Consider the following 12666-nt stretch of genomic DNA (forward strand, 5'->3'; position numbering starts at 1 on the left):
CCCATGAACGACGCCCCCGTCCGCTCGGGCAGCCGCAGGCGCGGACGCCTCAGAATGCTCCTCGGCGGCGCCTGCGCCGTGGCGCTCGCCACTGCCGGGGCCACCGCGGTCCTGTCCGGCCCCGCCTACGCCGACCAGACCGTCACGTCGAACTCCACCGGCACGAACAACGGCTACTTCTACTCGTTCTGGAAGGACAGCGGCAACGTCTCCATGACCATGGGGAACGGCGGCCAGTACAGCACCCAGTGGAGCGGCATCAACAACTTCGTCGCCGGGAAGGGGTGGAACCCCGGCGGGCGCCGGACGGTCAGCTACTCCGGCAGCTTCAACCCGTCCGGCAACGCGTACCTCACCCTCTACGGGTGGACCCGCAACCCGCTCGTCGAGTACTACATCGTCGACAGCTGGGGCAGCTGGCGCCCGCCGGGCAGCGGCTTCATGGGTACGGTGACCTCGGACGGCGGCACGTACGACATCTACCGGACCCAGCGCGTCAACGCGCCCTCGATCGAGGGCACCCGGACGTTCTACCAGTACTGGAGCGTGCGGCAGTCGAAGCGGGTCGGTGGCACGATCACCGCTGGCAACCACTTCGACGCCTGGGCCCGCTCCGGCATGAACCTGGGCAGCCACGACTACCAGATCCTGGCCACCGAGGGCTACCAGAGCAGCGGCAACTCCAACATCACGATCGGCGGCACCAGCACCAACCCGACCACCCCGCCGCCGAACAACGGCGGTTGCACGGTCAGCGTCAGCCGGGCCGAGGAGTGGAGTGACCGGTTCAACGTGACGTTCTCGGTCAGCGGCAGCAGCAACTGGGCGGTCAACATCCAGACCCAGGGCGGTCAGACGCTCCAGAACAGCTGGAACGCGTCGGTGAGCGGCGCCAGCGGTACGCTCACCGCGCGCCCGAACGGCAACGGCAACAACTTCGGCATCACGCTCTACAAGAACGGCAACAGCAACACGCCGACGGCGAGCTGCTCGGCCGCCTGAGCCGATCTCCCGCCCGACGGGGGCGCCGCGTTCGCGGCGCCCCCGTCGTCGTGTGTGCCGGCCGACACACCGGGGCGGAAACTTGATTCATTCCAGAAGACTGGACTAGGGTTGCGGGCATGACGTCCGACTTCGAGACCCAGTTGCGGGCGGTCTCGTTGCGCGTGACCCGGCCCCGCCTGGCGGTGCTCGCTGCGCTGCGGGACCATCCGCACGTCGACACCGACACCGTGATCGCGCTGGTCCGGGCCAGCCAGCCGACCGTCTCCCACCAGGCGGTCTACGACGTGCTCCGCGCGCTCACCGACGCCGGTCTGGTGCGGCGCATCCAGCCGGCCGGCGCCGTCGCCCGCTACGAGTCGCGGGTGGGGGACAACCACCACCACATCGTCTGCCGCTCGTGCGGCACGATCGCCGACGTGGAGTGCGCCGTCGGCCACGCCCCCTGCCTCACCGCCTCCGACGACCACGGCTTCGTGGTCGACGAGGCGGAGGTCGTCTACTGGGGCACCTGCCCCGACTGCGCGACCGCCCGCACCGCCCAGTGATCCGCGAGTTCGGCCAGTGATCCGCCAGTTCGGAAGGAAACAGATGAGCGAGACCCAGGACAACGGGCCCGTCAGCGCCCAGGGCGTGGACGCCAAGGAGGCGGCCGGCTGCCCGGTCGCGCACGACTCCGTGACCGCGCACGGCAGCGAGAGCGAGAACCCGGCGATCGACTCGCCGACCCCGAAGACCGGCGGTCGCCCGCGCACCAACCGGGACTGGTGGCCCAACCAGCTCGACCTGTCGGTGCTGCACGCCCACTCGGACAAGGGCAACCCGCTCGGGGCGAACTTCAGCTACGCCAAGGAGTTCGCCAAGCTCGACGTCGAGGCCCTCAAGCGGGACATCACCCAGGTGCTCACCACCTCGCAGGAGTGGTGGCCGGCCGACTTCGGCCACTACGGCGGCCTGATGATCCGGATGAGCTGGCACGCGGCGGGCACCTACCGCATCGAGGACGGCCGTGGCGGCGCCGGCGACGGCGGTCAGCGGTTCGCCCCGTTGAACAGCTGGCCGGACAACGCCAACCTGGACAAGGCCCGCCGGCTGCTCTGGCCGGTCAAGCAGAAGTACGGCCAGAAGATCTCCTGGGCCGACCTGCTGGTGCTGGCCGGCAACGTGGCCCTCGAGTCGATGGGCTTCAAGACGTTCGGCTTCGGCTTCGGCCGCGAGGACGTCTGGGAGCCCGAGGAGATCTTCTGGGGCCCGGAGGACACCTGGCTCGGTGACGAGCGCTACGCCTCCGAGAAGGAGATGGCGGCCGGTGTCGGCGCGACCGAGATGGGCCTCATCTACGTCAACCCGGAGGGTCCCCGCGGCAACGCGGACCCGGCCGCGGCGGCGCACTTCATCCGCGAGACGTTCCGCCGGATGGCGATGAACGACGAGGAGACCGTCGCGCTCATCGCCGGTGGCCACACGTTCGGCAAGACCCACGGCGCCGGCGTCGCCGACGACCACGTCGGTCCGGAGCCCGAGGGCGCCCCGCTGGAGGCGCAGGGCCTGGGCTGGCTGAGCACCCACGGCAGCGGCAAGGGCGGGGACACCATCACCAGCGGCCTCGAGGTGACGTGGACCGACCGGCCGACCGAGTGGAGCAACCGTTTCTTCGAGATCCTGTTCGGCTACGAGTGGGAGCTCACCACCAGCCCGGGCGGGGCGAAGCAGTGGGTCGCCAAGGACGCCGAGGAGATCATCCCCGACGCCCACGACCCGTCGAAGAAGCACAAGCCGACGATGCTGACCACCGACCTGTCGCTGCGCGTCGACCCGGCGTACGAGAAGATCTCCCGCCGCTTCCTGGAACACCCGGACGAGTTCGCGCTGGCGTTCGCCAAGGCCTGGTACAAGCTGCTGCACCGCGACATGGGCCCGGTCAGCCGCTTCCTCGGCCCGTGGGTGCCGGAGGCCCAGCTCTGGCAGGACCCGGTGCCGGCTGCCGAGCACGAGCTGGTCGGTGACGCCGACGTCGCCGCGCTGAAGGCCAAGGTGCTCGACTCCGGCCTGACCACCGCGCAGCTCGTCTCCACCGCCTGGGCCTCGGCCGCGAGCTACCGCTCGACCGACAAGCGCGGTGGCGCCAACGGCGCACGGATCCGGCTGGAGCCGCAGCGCGACTGGGAGGTCAACCAGCCCGAGCAGCTCGCCACCGTGCTGACGACCCTGGAGGGCATCCAGCGGGAGTTCAACGCCGCCGGCGGCGCCCAGATCTCGCTCGCGGACCTGATCGTGCTGGCCGGCTCGGCCGCGGTCGAGAAGGCGGCGCGGGACGCCGGCGTCGAGGTGACGGTGCCGTTCCACCCGGGTCGCACCGACGCCACCCAGGAGCAGACCGACGTCGAGTCGTTCCGGGTGATGGAGCCGCGTGCCGACGGGTTCCGCAACTACCTGCGGCCGGGCGAGAAGACCGAGCCGGAGGTCCTGCTCGTCGACCGCGCGTACATGCTCAGCCTGACCGCGCCGGAGATGACCGTCCTCGTCGGCGGTCTGCGCGCCCTCGGCAACAACGTGGGTGGCGCGGCGCACGGTGTACTCACCGACCGCCCGGGCGTGCTCACCAACGACTTCTTCGCCAACCTGCTCTCCCCGGGCACCCGGTGGAAGGCGTCGGAGTCCGAGGAGCACGTGTACGAGATCCGGGACGTGGCGACCGACCAGGTGAAGTGGACCGCCACCGCTGTCGACCTCGTCTTCGGCTCGAACTCGCAGCTCCGGGCGCTGGCCGAGGTCTACGCCAGCGAAGACGCCCGCGAGAAGTTCGTGACCGACTTCGTCGCCGCCTGGACCAAGGTGATGGAGCTGGACCGGTTCGACCTGGCCTGATCCGCGCTCCGACGAGCCCCGGCCGATCCGTCACGGATCGACCGGGGCTCGTCCGGTCTTCCGGCCGGCTACTACTGCCGCTCCCACCGTTCCCTGGTGATCTCGTAGACCACGCCGCCGTGCTCGGCGCCCTCGATCATTTCCATGTCGGCGGGAGTGGCGAAGGACCGCACGAGCGTCATGCCGAGCTTCTCCATGATGCGACGCGAACCCTGGTTGACGGCCATCGTGTCCGCCCAGACCCGGCGCACCCCGAGCTCCGTGAACGCCTTGCCCAGCAGCGCCCGTGAGCCCTCGGTGGCGTAGCCGTTGCCCCAGGCCGCCCGTCGCAGCCGGTAGCCGAGTTCCACGTCGTCCAGCGGGCCCTGGGGCGCCGGACGCAGGATGAACCAGCCGACGAACGCGCCGCCGTCCTTCTCGTGTGCGGCGAACACCCCGAGGTCGCCATTCCACTTCTGGTAGCCGGCCAGGACGTTCGGCAGGTAGCGCTCGCGGATGGTCTCCGGCGCGGTCGGCCTGCCACCGGTCAGGTAGCGCATCACCGCCGGGTCGCTGTCCAGGTCGATCAGCAGGTCCGCGTCGTCGGCGGTGAACCGGCGCAGCACCAGGCGTTCGGTTTCCAGGTAGGTGTCCACGAGCCGATCATGCGGGAAGCACGTCGGAGCACCCAGCGCTTTTCCGGCACTAGGCTCTGGCGTATGCACGGGTTCACCGATGTCGACCGTCAGCCGAACCCGGAGGCGTGGGTCGCGGTGCTCGACCGGCTCGCCGAGGAACCCTTCTACCAGGCCTACCAGCGGCGGGTCCGGGAGTTGCTCCATCCGGCTCCCGGGAGGCGCTACGTCGAGGTCGGCGCCGGCACCGGAGCGGGCGCGGCCTCCCTGCGACACGACCACGACGTCACCGTCGCCACCGTCGATCGTGCGCTGACGATGGCTGCTGCCCAGCGGGCCCGCGGCCTGTCCCAGTGCGCCGTCGCCGATGCCCATCACCTGCCGTTTCTCGACAGCTCCTGCGACGGCGCGTGGGCCGACCGCACGCTGCAACACCTCGCCGACCCGCCCGCCGCGATCCGGGAACTCGTCAGGGTCGTCCGGCCGGGTGGCCGCATCGTCCTCGCCGACCCGGACTACGACACCCAGGTGCTCGACATCGCCGACCAGGGTCTGGCCCGGCGCGTGCTGAGATTCCGGGCCGACGTCCTGCTGCGCAACGGCGCCCTGGCCCATCAGCATGCCGGGCTCCTGGCCGCACACAGCCTGCTCGACGTCGCCGTGGAGCCCTGGACGCTGCTGGTGCGGGACCCGGCCGCCGTGGACAACGTGCTCGGTCTCCGTAGCTGGGCGGCCACCGCCGCCCACCGGGGCGCACTCGACCCCGCCGAGGCCCGGGCGTTCGAAGCACAGGTCGACGAGGCCGTCGAGGCCCGCCGGTTCACCTACGCGGTGACGTTCTTCCTCACGTGCGCCACGGTCACCTGAGGCGAGCCGTCGATCCCACCCGGTGACTCCTCGGCGCGGGGCAGTCGACGCTCAGACGAGGGCGGCGTCGTGCACCAGCAGGGCGAGCTGCACCCGGTTGTTCAGGTCGAGCTTGGCCAGCAGCCGCGACACGTGGCCCTTCACGGTCGGCACGCTCATGCCCAGCCCGGCGGCGATCTCCGCGTTCGACCGGCCCTCGCCGACGAGCACCACCACATCCCGTTCCCGCTCGGTGAGGGCGGCCAGCCGGTCCCGCGCCCGGGCCCGACGGATCCCCGCGGCCGGATCCGCGATGTGGTCGACAAGTCGGCGGACCGCGGCGGGGGAGAGGATCGCCGCACCCCGGGCGACGGTGCGCACCGCGGCGAGGATCTCCCGGGGCGGAGTGTCCTTCAGCAGAAATCCGCACGCGCCGCCGCGCAGCGCGTCGAGCACGTACTCGTCGGCGTTGAACGTGGTCAGCACGATGATCTCCGGTGCGCCCGGCCGGGACCGGATGCGCCGGGTGGCGGTGAGCCCGTCGACGCGGGGCATCCGGACGTCCATCAGGATCACGTCCGGCCAGTGCGCGTGCGCCATCGACACGGCCTGCGCGCCGTCGGCCGCCTCGGCGACCACCTCGATGTCGGGCGACCCGCCGACGAGGATGCGCAGCCCGGAGCGGACCAGCGGATCGTCGTCCACGACAGCCAGCCGGATCGGCCGCCGGCCGGGGTCCGACGCGGTGGCGGACGGCCCGTCGGGTGCGTCGGTCAGGCCGGCCACGGCAGCCAGGCCTCGATCCGGTACTCCCCGCCCTCCGCGCCGTACCGCACCCGCCCACCGGCCATCGCCACCCGCTCGTCGATGCCGACCAGTCCCATCCCGCCGGGCCGGCCGCCACGCCCGCCGGTGCCCGGATGGGGATTGGCCACGACGATGCGCAGCCCTTCGCCGACCCGACCGGTCAGCCGGATCGTCGCGCTCGCGTCGCTGCCGTGCTTGCTCGCGTTGGTCAGCGCCTCCTGCGCGATCCGGTAGACCGTCCGTCCCACCATCGTCGGTGGCTCGTCGCCGGCCACCTCGTCGGCGAATTCGACGCGCATCCCCGCCTCGCGGGCGCTGGCCACCAGGTCGGGCACGTCCGTGAGCCCGGGTTGCGGCGGCTCGGGCCGGCCCGCCACGCCGACGACGGCCCGCAGCTCCGCCAAGGCCTCGTGCGCGCTGGACCGGATCGCCCCGGCCGCGACCGCGATCTCGTCGGGTCGCGCGTCGACACGCACCTCCAAGGCGCCCGCGTGCAGGCTGATCAGCGACATCCGGTGCGCCAGCACGTCGTGCATCTCGCGGGCGATCCGGGCCCGTTCGGTGAGCCGTGCCTGCTCGACGCGCAGGTGCTGCTCGGCCTGCAACCGCGCCGCGTGTGCGCGCAGCGAGGCGGTGAGCCGCCGGTAGGCCTGCACGAACTGGCCCCACCCGATCGCCGCCGCGCCGGTCACCGCGCGGAGGACGACATCCACCCAGACCGGATACGGCGGATCGCCCTGGAGCAGGAAGTAGCCCACGCCGGTGCCGACGTGCGCCGCGCCCAACGCGAACAGCAGCCGGGCCCGGTGTCGGATCGCCGCGGTGAACAGCGCCACCAGGATCGGCCCGGTCGCCGTCACCGAGATCACGCCGAACGGGAGCAGGGCGAGCAGCATCGCCAACGAGCGTTGCCGCCGCATCGCCAACGGAACGGCGCAGAGCGCCCCGAGCAGCACGTCGACCGGCCACGGGATCGCCGCCCCGGCGGCGGTCGCGTCACCGATCCGCAGCATCGTCAGCCCGTACCCGAGCGCCACGGTGACCGCCACGGCGTCCGCGACGCGGTCCCGCACGGTCGCCCGATCCCCTGTCGGGTCCGGCACGAGCAGGGCGAAGAGCGCGGCGGCCATGCCCGCAGCCTAGGCGCTCCGGCGGCGGGCGGTAGCTACCAAAGTAGGGGCGCGGCCGGATCCTCCGACCCGTGCGGTCCGGCGGGTCCATCGGCGATCGTCATCCCGGTCGGAGTACCCGAGCGGGAGGTTGACATGGTCGGAGAGGGGGCGGTCGCGCACGCGCTGCGGCGGGCGGTCGGGACACGGGGCCGGATGGTCCTCCTGGTGGTGACGATCGGCGTGGGACTCGCCGCCGCGGCGCTCACGGCCGGGCTCCCGTCCGGCGAGCGCACCGTCGCCACGGTCGGCGAGCTGGTGCACGGGGCCGTCTCCGTCCCGCTGCCGTTCGTGGGTGTGCTGCTCGCGAACGATCTCCGCCGGTTCCCCGACGCGGGCGTGCGGGCCACGATCGCCGCGGCGGTGTCGATCGCCGTGGTCGTGGGGCTCGCCGGCGACGCCCTCTCCGTCGCCGCGCTGGCCGTGGCCGGATCCACCGCGCCGGACCCGTGGGCGCACGTCGGCGCGATCGCCGTGGCGGGCGTGCTGGTGCAGGTGCTCGCGCAGCTCGTCGGAACCGGGCTGGGCTTGCTGATCGGACGGCCGGCGTGGGCCTGTCCGGCGACGATCGTGCTGCCGCTCGGCGCGTACGCGCTGCTGACCCCGCTGGCCGCGGTCCGCGACTGGCTCACCCCGTACGCGGCCCTGCGGGCGGTGCTCGTCGAGTCACCCGGGGGCCCGGGGTGGGCGCGGTGGGTGAGCGCGGCGCTGCTGTGGGGCGTGGCGCTCAACGTGGTCGGCGCCCGGAGGATCCGGGCTACCGGTGGTGGACGGTGGTGACGGTGACCCGGTCGTCGGTCGCCTCGATGGTGCCGGTCCACTCGCCGTCGTCCTTGTCGAACGTGAGGGTGGTGGTCCCGTCGACGGTGCGGTCGCCGGTGACGTCGAAGAAGCCCCGGGGCAGGTGGTCGCGGTAGAACGCGAGCACCCGCTCCGGGGCGGGCTCGACCAGGGTGAGCCGCGCGCCGGCGGTGGTGTCGGAGAGGTCGCGCAGCCGGCTGCCCGGCGGGAAGCGGAAGTTGAACGGCAGGTTCGTCACGCCCAGGTCCCGGCCGGTCAGCGCGGCCTCGGTGTCGTCCTGCGGCGGCGGCGCGGTCGTCCCGGCCGGTTGCGTGCGGGCGAAGGTGACGGTGGTGTCCCGGGAGCTGGTGATGACCGCGACGGTCCAGCCGCGTCCGGCGAGGTGCAGCGTCCCGGCGGTGTCGGTGCCCACCGGATACCCGGCCGCCGGACCGGCCTGACGGTAGTGGGTGAGCACCTGCTCCGGCGGGGGAGCGGCCAGGATCACCGTCGCCGAGGCCGGGTCGCCGAACACGGTGTCGACCTTGCTGCCGGCGGGAAAGCCGAGTCCGGGTGCCACCGCGGGGACGGTCCGTCCGTCCACTGTCGTGCCGCCGTCCCGGCTCGGGTCGGTCGACGGGCTCGTCGGCGCGGCGGCGCCGGTCGCGCCGGTGCTCGTCGGGCCGCTCACCGGCTCGGCCGCGCCGCCGCAGCCCGTGGCCACGGCCAGCAGCGCGAGCCCCGCCAGCGCGGGCAGCAGCCGTCGGGCCGGTCCGCGGGCGGGCGTGGTCGGGGCGTGTGCCATGACGGGTCCCTTCAGGATGCGGTGCGGCTGCTCCGATCATGCCGGCCCCGTCAACCGTCGTGTCGGCGGTCCCACAGCGTTGGAATTCTTGCCATCCGGTCGTCGGCGTGCCAGGGGCGCGTCTGGCCTGTTCAGGAGCGTTTTGAAGCGGTTGATGTTGCGGACCGGTTTCGAAAAGTTTGCCGCAAGGTATTGCAAAGACTTTCATGAATCCCGCATGGTGTTCGCTACCCGGATGGCCGTCCACCCCCGCGCACCCTTTCGAGCACCCCGGAAGAGGTACCCCTGCCATGGAATCCCCCAGGCCACACCCGCGTGGTCGCGTCGCTCGCCTGTTGCTCGCCGCCGCGCTCGTCGCGACCGGCGGGACGGCGGTCGTCGCCGCTGCCACCACCGCCACCCCCGCCCGCGCCGCTACCGTCCTCAACGACAGCGAGGTGACCGCCAACCTCTGGGAATGGAACTGGCCCTCGGTCGCCGCCGCCTGCACCGACCACCTCGGCCCCGCCGGCTACGGCGCGGTGCAGGTGGCCCCGCCGCAGGAGTCGGTCAGCCTGCCGAACAGCCCCGACGGCGTGCACCCCTGGTACGAGGTGTACCAGCCGGTGTCGTACAAGCTGGACAGCCGGTTCGGCAACCGGCAGCAGTTCGCCGCCATGGTCACCGCCTGCCACGCCGCCGGCGTCCGGGTCTACGTGGACGCGGTGGTCAACCACATGGCCGGAACCAACAACCCGGCCGGCACGCGCGGGTACGCCGGCACCGAGTTCAGCGGCTACAGCTATCCGGCGGTGCCCTACGGCAGCGGGGACTTCCACCGGCCGGGGGACAACTGCCCGACCTCCGGCGGCATCAGCGACTGGAACAACGAGTCCCAGGTGACGAGCTGTGAGCTGCTGTCCCTGTCGGACCTCTACACCGAGAAGGACGCGGTCCGCAGCAAGATCGCCGGCTACCTGAACGACCTGATCGGCCTCGGCGTCGACGGCTTCCGGGTGGACGCGGTCAAGCACGTCAGGAAGGACGACTTCGCGGCGATCCTCGGCAAGCTGAACAACACCGTGGCGGAGGGCCGCCGCCCGTACGTCGCGCAGGAGATCTTCGACGGCGCCAGCAACCCGGCGTTGCAGGCCCGGGCGTTCATCGGCAACGGCGACGTGCTCGACTTCGGGTACGCCAAGGGCATCCGCTCGGCGTTCCTGGGCTCCATCTCCTCGCTGGCCAACGTGCCGAACTGGAACCTCGACGCGCCCAGCGCCAACGTCTTCGCCATGGTCACCAACCACGACCTGGAGCGCGACGGGGTGGTGCTGTCGTACCAGAACGGCAGCGACTACGTGCTCGCCAACTACTTCGCGCTGGCGTACCCGCACGGCAAGCCGTCGGTCTACGACAGCTTCACCTGGTCCAACCGGAACCAGTCGCCGCCCAGCGACGGCACCGGGCGCGTCACCGACACGGTCTGCGGCGCGGCCTGGAACTGCCTGACCCGCAGCGTCGGCATCAAGGGCATGGTCGGCTGGGCCAACGCGGCCCGCCCGGTGAAGACGGTCTCGGACTTCACCACCGTGAACAACAACGTGATCGGCTTCCACCGGGGCGACCGGGCGTGGATCGGCATCAACGACTCCGGCACCGCCACCACCGCCACGTTCACCACCGGCCTGGCCGACGGGCGGTACTGCGACGTCATCACGGGCGGCGCCACCGCCGCCGGCTGCACCGGCGGCACGGTGACCGTCTCCGGCGGCCGGGCCACCGTGACCGTCCCGGCCAACGGCGCGGTCGCGGTCCACGTCGGCGCGCGGCCCGGCACGAGCCCGTCGCCGACCGCCTCCCCGACGGTGTCGCCGACGGCCAGCCCGACCACCAGCCCCACCGACCGGGTCGCCACCACGTTCACCGTGAGCGCGACCCCGAGCGCCGGCCAGGACGTGTACGTCGTCGGCAGCGTCCCCGAGCTGGGGTCGTGGACGCCGGCCAACGGCGTCCGGCTCACCGCTCAGGGCGGCGGCACCTACCGCGCGACCGTCGACCTGCCCCGGTCGACCGCGGTGGAGTACAAGTTCGTCAAGGTGACCACGGCCGGCGCGGTGACCTGGGAGTCCGGCGCGAACCGGAGCTTCACCACGCCGGCCGCCGGCACGTACGCGGTGACCGAGACGTTCCGCGGCGACACCGTCTCGACGGCGGTGGCCATCTCGTTCGCGGTCACCGCGACCACGGCCTACGGCCAGAACGTGTTCGTGGTCGGCAACGTGGCGGCGTTGGGCGGGTGGAACCCGGCCAACGCGGTCGCGCTGTCCTCGGCCACCTACCCGGTCTGGCGGGCCACTGTCGACCTGCCGCCGAACACCGCGGTCGAGTACAAGTACGTCAAGAAGAACCCGGACGGCTCGGTGACCTGGGAGTCCGGCGCGAACCGGAGCTTCACCACGCCGGCCGGCGGCACCCGCACCGCCACCGACACCTGGCGCTGAGCGTGCGCGGCCCGTCCCCGCACCTCGGGGACGGGCCGCGCCCGACGGCCGGGCCGGCGGGAACGGTCGGGCGCGTGGGTTCGCCGTCCGCGTCCGGCGGCCGCCAGCAGCGCCACGACCAGGCACGTCACGGCGGCGGCGACGAGCGGCGGCCGGCCGCCGAGGCGTACGGCCGCCGAGCCGAGCGGGATGGCCAGCGTGATCGGCCCGAACATCAGCGTGTTCGCGGTGCCGGACACCCGGCCGAGCAGCGCCGGCCGCGTGTGCGTCTGGACCGCGGTGACGGCGGCGACGAGCGTCCACGGCAGACCGACGCCGATCACCGCCGAGGCGGCGACGGTCGCCGGCCACCAGGGCAGGCACCGACCCAGGCAGCCGGCGGCGAACAGCGCGGTGCCGGCGACGCCGACCGCGACCGCGCCCCGCCTGTCGACGAGTCGTCCCACCGCCAGGCCGGCGAGCACCGAACCGCCGCCCTGGGCGCTGGCCAGCACGCCGAGGAACGTCGACGGCAGGGCCAGCTCCGTGGTCACCACGGTGTAGAGCGCGGCGGTGGTGAAGCCGGACATCGCGATCGACACGGCGGCGAGCGTCACCGGCACGCGCACCGCACGCTCGTCGAGGAGGGCGGCGAGTCCGGCGCGCAGGCCGGGTGGGCGGCCCGCCGCCGGGCCGGGCGGCGCGGTCGGCGGGTCGGCGGCGGCCTGGGTGCCGCCGGTGGCGGGTAACCGCAGCGCGGCGTAGAGGAGCGCGACGAGCACCGGCGCGGCGGCGCTGAGCACGGCCACCGGGTAGCCGCCCCGCCACGCGTAGAGGCCCGCGCCGGCGAGCGGCGCCACCAGCTTCATGCCCTCCTGGGCGCTGGACCGCCAGCCGTTGACGTCGGCGAGCTGCGCCGGGGACAGCGCCGCCGGCAGCAGCGCCGTCTCGCCGGCGTCGATCAGCACGTAGCTGACCCCGTAGGCGGCGGCGACCACGAAGATCAGCCAGGTCTGGTCCGGCCCGCGTACCGCGAGCAGACAGAGCAGGGTCGCGGCCAACGCCAGGTTGACGCCGATGACCAGCGGTCGCCGGGGCGTCCGGTCCAGCACCCCGCCGAGCCACGGTCCGGCCAGCACCGGCACGTACACGCAGAGCCCGGCGAGCGCGGCCTGCCCGGTGGAGCCGGTGAGGTCCAGCACCCAGATGCCGGCGACCAGGGCCATGGCGCTGCCGCCGAGCCCGGACAGCAGCGAGATGGTCACGAACAGTGCGGCATTGCGACGCATGAGTCGTCCTCCGGAACTGAGCGGGGA

The 12666-nt window shown here is 72.8% G+C and carries 10 protein-coding genes and 1 pseudogene; 6 read left to right on the plus strand and 5 right to left on the minus strand.

The genetic code is table 11. The annotated features are described in order from the left end of the window. Positions 1 to 3 precede the first annotated feature (3 nt). From C8054_RS03335 to katG, 3 genes are all read left to right on the plus strand, one after another. Positions 4 to 1002 carry a glycoside hydrolase family 11 protein gene (locus C8054_RS03335; RefSeq protein ID WP_107155177.1) on the plus strand — a complete coding sequence of 333 codons (999 nt, stop codon included), beginning with the start codon at positions 4 to 6 and terminating at the stop codon, positions 1000 to 1002. Between the two features lie 119 nt (positions 1003 to 1121). Then, positions 1122 to 1550 (plus strand): Fur family transcriptional regulator, encoded by a 429-nt coding sequence (locus C8054_RS03340; RefSeq protein WP_107155178.1) that lies wholly within the window; start codon positions 1122 to 1124, stop codon positions 1548 to 1550. A 43-nt stretch (positions 1551 to 1593) separates the two neighbouring features. Beyond that, positions 1594 to 3870 (plus strand): catalase/peroxidase HPI, encoded by a 2277-nt coding sequence (gene katG / locus C8054_RS03345; protein ID WP_107155179.1) that lies wholly within the window; start codon positions 1594 to 1596, stop codon positions 3868 to 3870. Positions 3871 to 3941: 71 nt separating this feature from the next. Here the strand turns inward: katG and C8054_RS03350 are convergent, their stop codons facing one another. Continuing rightward, entirely contained in the window at positions 3942 to 4505 is a 564-nt protein-coding gene (locus C8054_RS03350; RefSeq protein WP_107155180.1) for a GNAT family N-acetyltransferase, read from the minus strand. Positions 4506 to 4568: 63 nt separating this feature from the next. Here C8054_RS03350 and C8054_RS03355 point away from each other — a divergent pair, with 63 nt between their 5' ends. Further along, on the plus strand, positions 4569 to 5351 hold the full coding sequence (locus C8054_RS03355; protein WP_107155181.1) for a methyltransferase domain-containing protein: 783 nt from the start codon (positions 4569 to 4571) through the stop codon (positions 5349 to 5351). 51 nt (positions 5352 to 5402) lie between these two features. Here C8054_RS03355 and C8054_RS03360 read toward each other — a convergent pair whose 3' ends face one another. Continuing rightward, positions 5403 to 6107, minus strand: coding sequence for a response regulator transcription factor (locus C8054_RS03360; RefSeq protein WP_233219476.1), 705 nt, complete (start codon positions 6105 to 6107; stop codon positions 5403 to 5405). Then, positions 6104 to 7267 (minus strand): sensor histidine kinase, encoded by a 1164-nt coding sequence (locus tag C8054_RS03365; RefSeq protein ID WP_107155183.1) that lies wholly within the window; start codon positions 7265 to 7267, stop codon positions 6104 to 6106. Before C8054_RS03365 ends, C8054_RS03360 begins: the two co-directional genes overlap by 4 nt. Positions 7268 to 7402: 135 nt before the next feature. Here C8054_RS03365 and C8054_RS03370 point away from each other — a divergent pair, with 135 nt between their 5' ends. Next, on the plus strand, positions 7403 to 8086 hold the full coding sequence (locus C8054_RS03370) for a hypothetical protein (protein ID WP_107155184.1): 684 nt from the start codon (positions 7403 to 7405) through the stop codon (positions 8084 to 8086). Here the strand turns inward: C8054_RS03370 and C8054_RS03375 are convergent. Continuing rightward, entirely contained in the window at positions 8064 to 8891 is an 828-nt protein-coding gene (locus C8054_RS03375; protein WP_107155185.1) for a hypothetical protein, read from the minus strand. The two genes, C8054_RS03370 and C8054_RS03375, sit on opposite strands and share 23 nt — an antisense overlap. 290 nt (positions 8892 to 9181) lie before the next feature. Here C8054_RS03375 and C8054_RS03380 point away from each other — a divergent pair, with 290 nt between their 5' ends. After that, complete coding sequence (locus tag C8054_RS03380) at positions 9182 to 11371, plus strand: carbohydrate-binding module family 20 domain-containing protein (RefSeq protein ID WP_107155186.1); 2190 nt, start codon at positions 9182 to 9184, stop codon at positions 11369 to 11371. Between the two features lie 77 nt (positions 11372 to 11448). On the opposite strand, the pseudogene C8054_RS33325 reads toward C8054_RS03380, so the two are convergent. Next, a pseudogene (locus C8054_RS33325) lies at positions 11449 to 12639 on the minus strand (MFS transporter); the annotation flags it as partial. Positions 12640 to 12666 lie beyond the last annotated feature (27 nt).

The organism is Micromonospora sp. RP3T, from assembly GCF_003027925.1.
In the GTDB taxonomy this organism is placed as follows: domain Bacteria; phylum Actinomycetota; class Actinomycetes; order Mycobacteriales; family Micromonosporaceae; genus Micromonospora.

Bases quoted from the DNA above. Each gene is read 5' to 3' on its own strand.
- C8054_RS03335 (WP_107155177.1), top strand. From the start codon at position 4: ATGAACGACGCCCCCGTCCGCTCGGGCAGCCGCAGGCGCGGACGCCTC.
- C8054_RS03355 (WP_107155181.1), top strand. From the start codon at position 4,569: ATGCACGGGTTCACCGATGTCGACCGTCAGCCGAACCCGGAGGCGTGG.
- katG (WP_107155179.1), top strand. From the start codon at position 1,594: ATGAGCGAGACCCAGGACAACGGGCCCGTCAGCGCCCAGGGCGTGGAC.
- C8054_RS03365 (WP_107155183.1), bottom strand. From the start codon at position 7,267: ATGGCCGCCGCGCTCTTCGCCCTGCTCGTGCCGGACCCGACAGGGGAT.
- C8054_RS03375 (WP_107155185.1), bottom strand. From the start codon at position 8,891: ATGGCACACGCCCCGACCACGCCCGCCCGCGGACCGGCCCGACGGCTG.
- C8054_RS03370 (WP_107155184.1), top strand. From the start codon at position 7,403: ATGGTCGGAGAGGGGGCGGTCGCGCACGCGCTGCGGCGGGCGGTCGGG.
- C8054_RS03340 (WP_107155178.1), top strand. From the start codon at position 1,122: ATGACGTCCGACTTCGAGACCCAGTTGCGGGCGGTCTCGTTGCGCGTG.
- C8054_RS03380 (WP_107155186.1), top strand. From the start codon at position 9,182: ATGGAATCCCCCAGGCCACACCCGCGTGGTCGCGTCGCTCGCCTGTTG.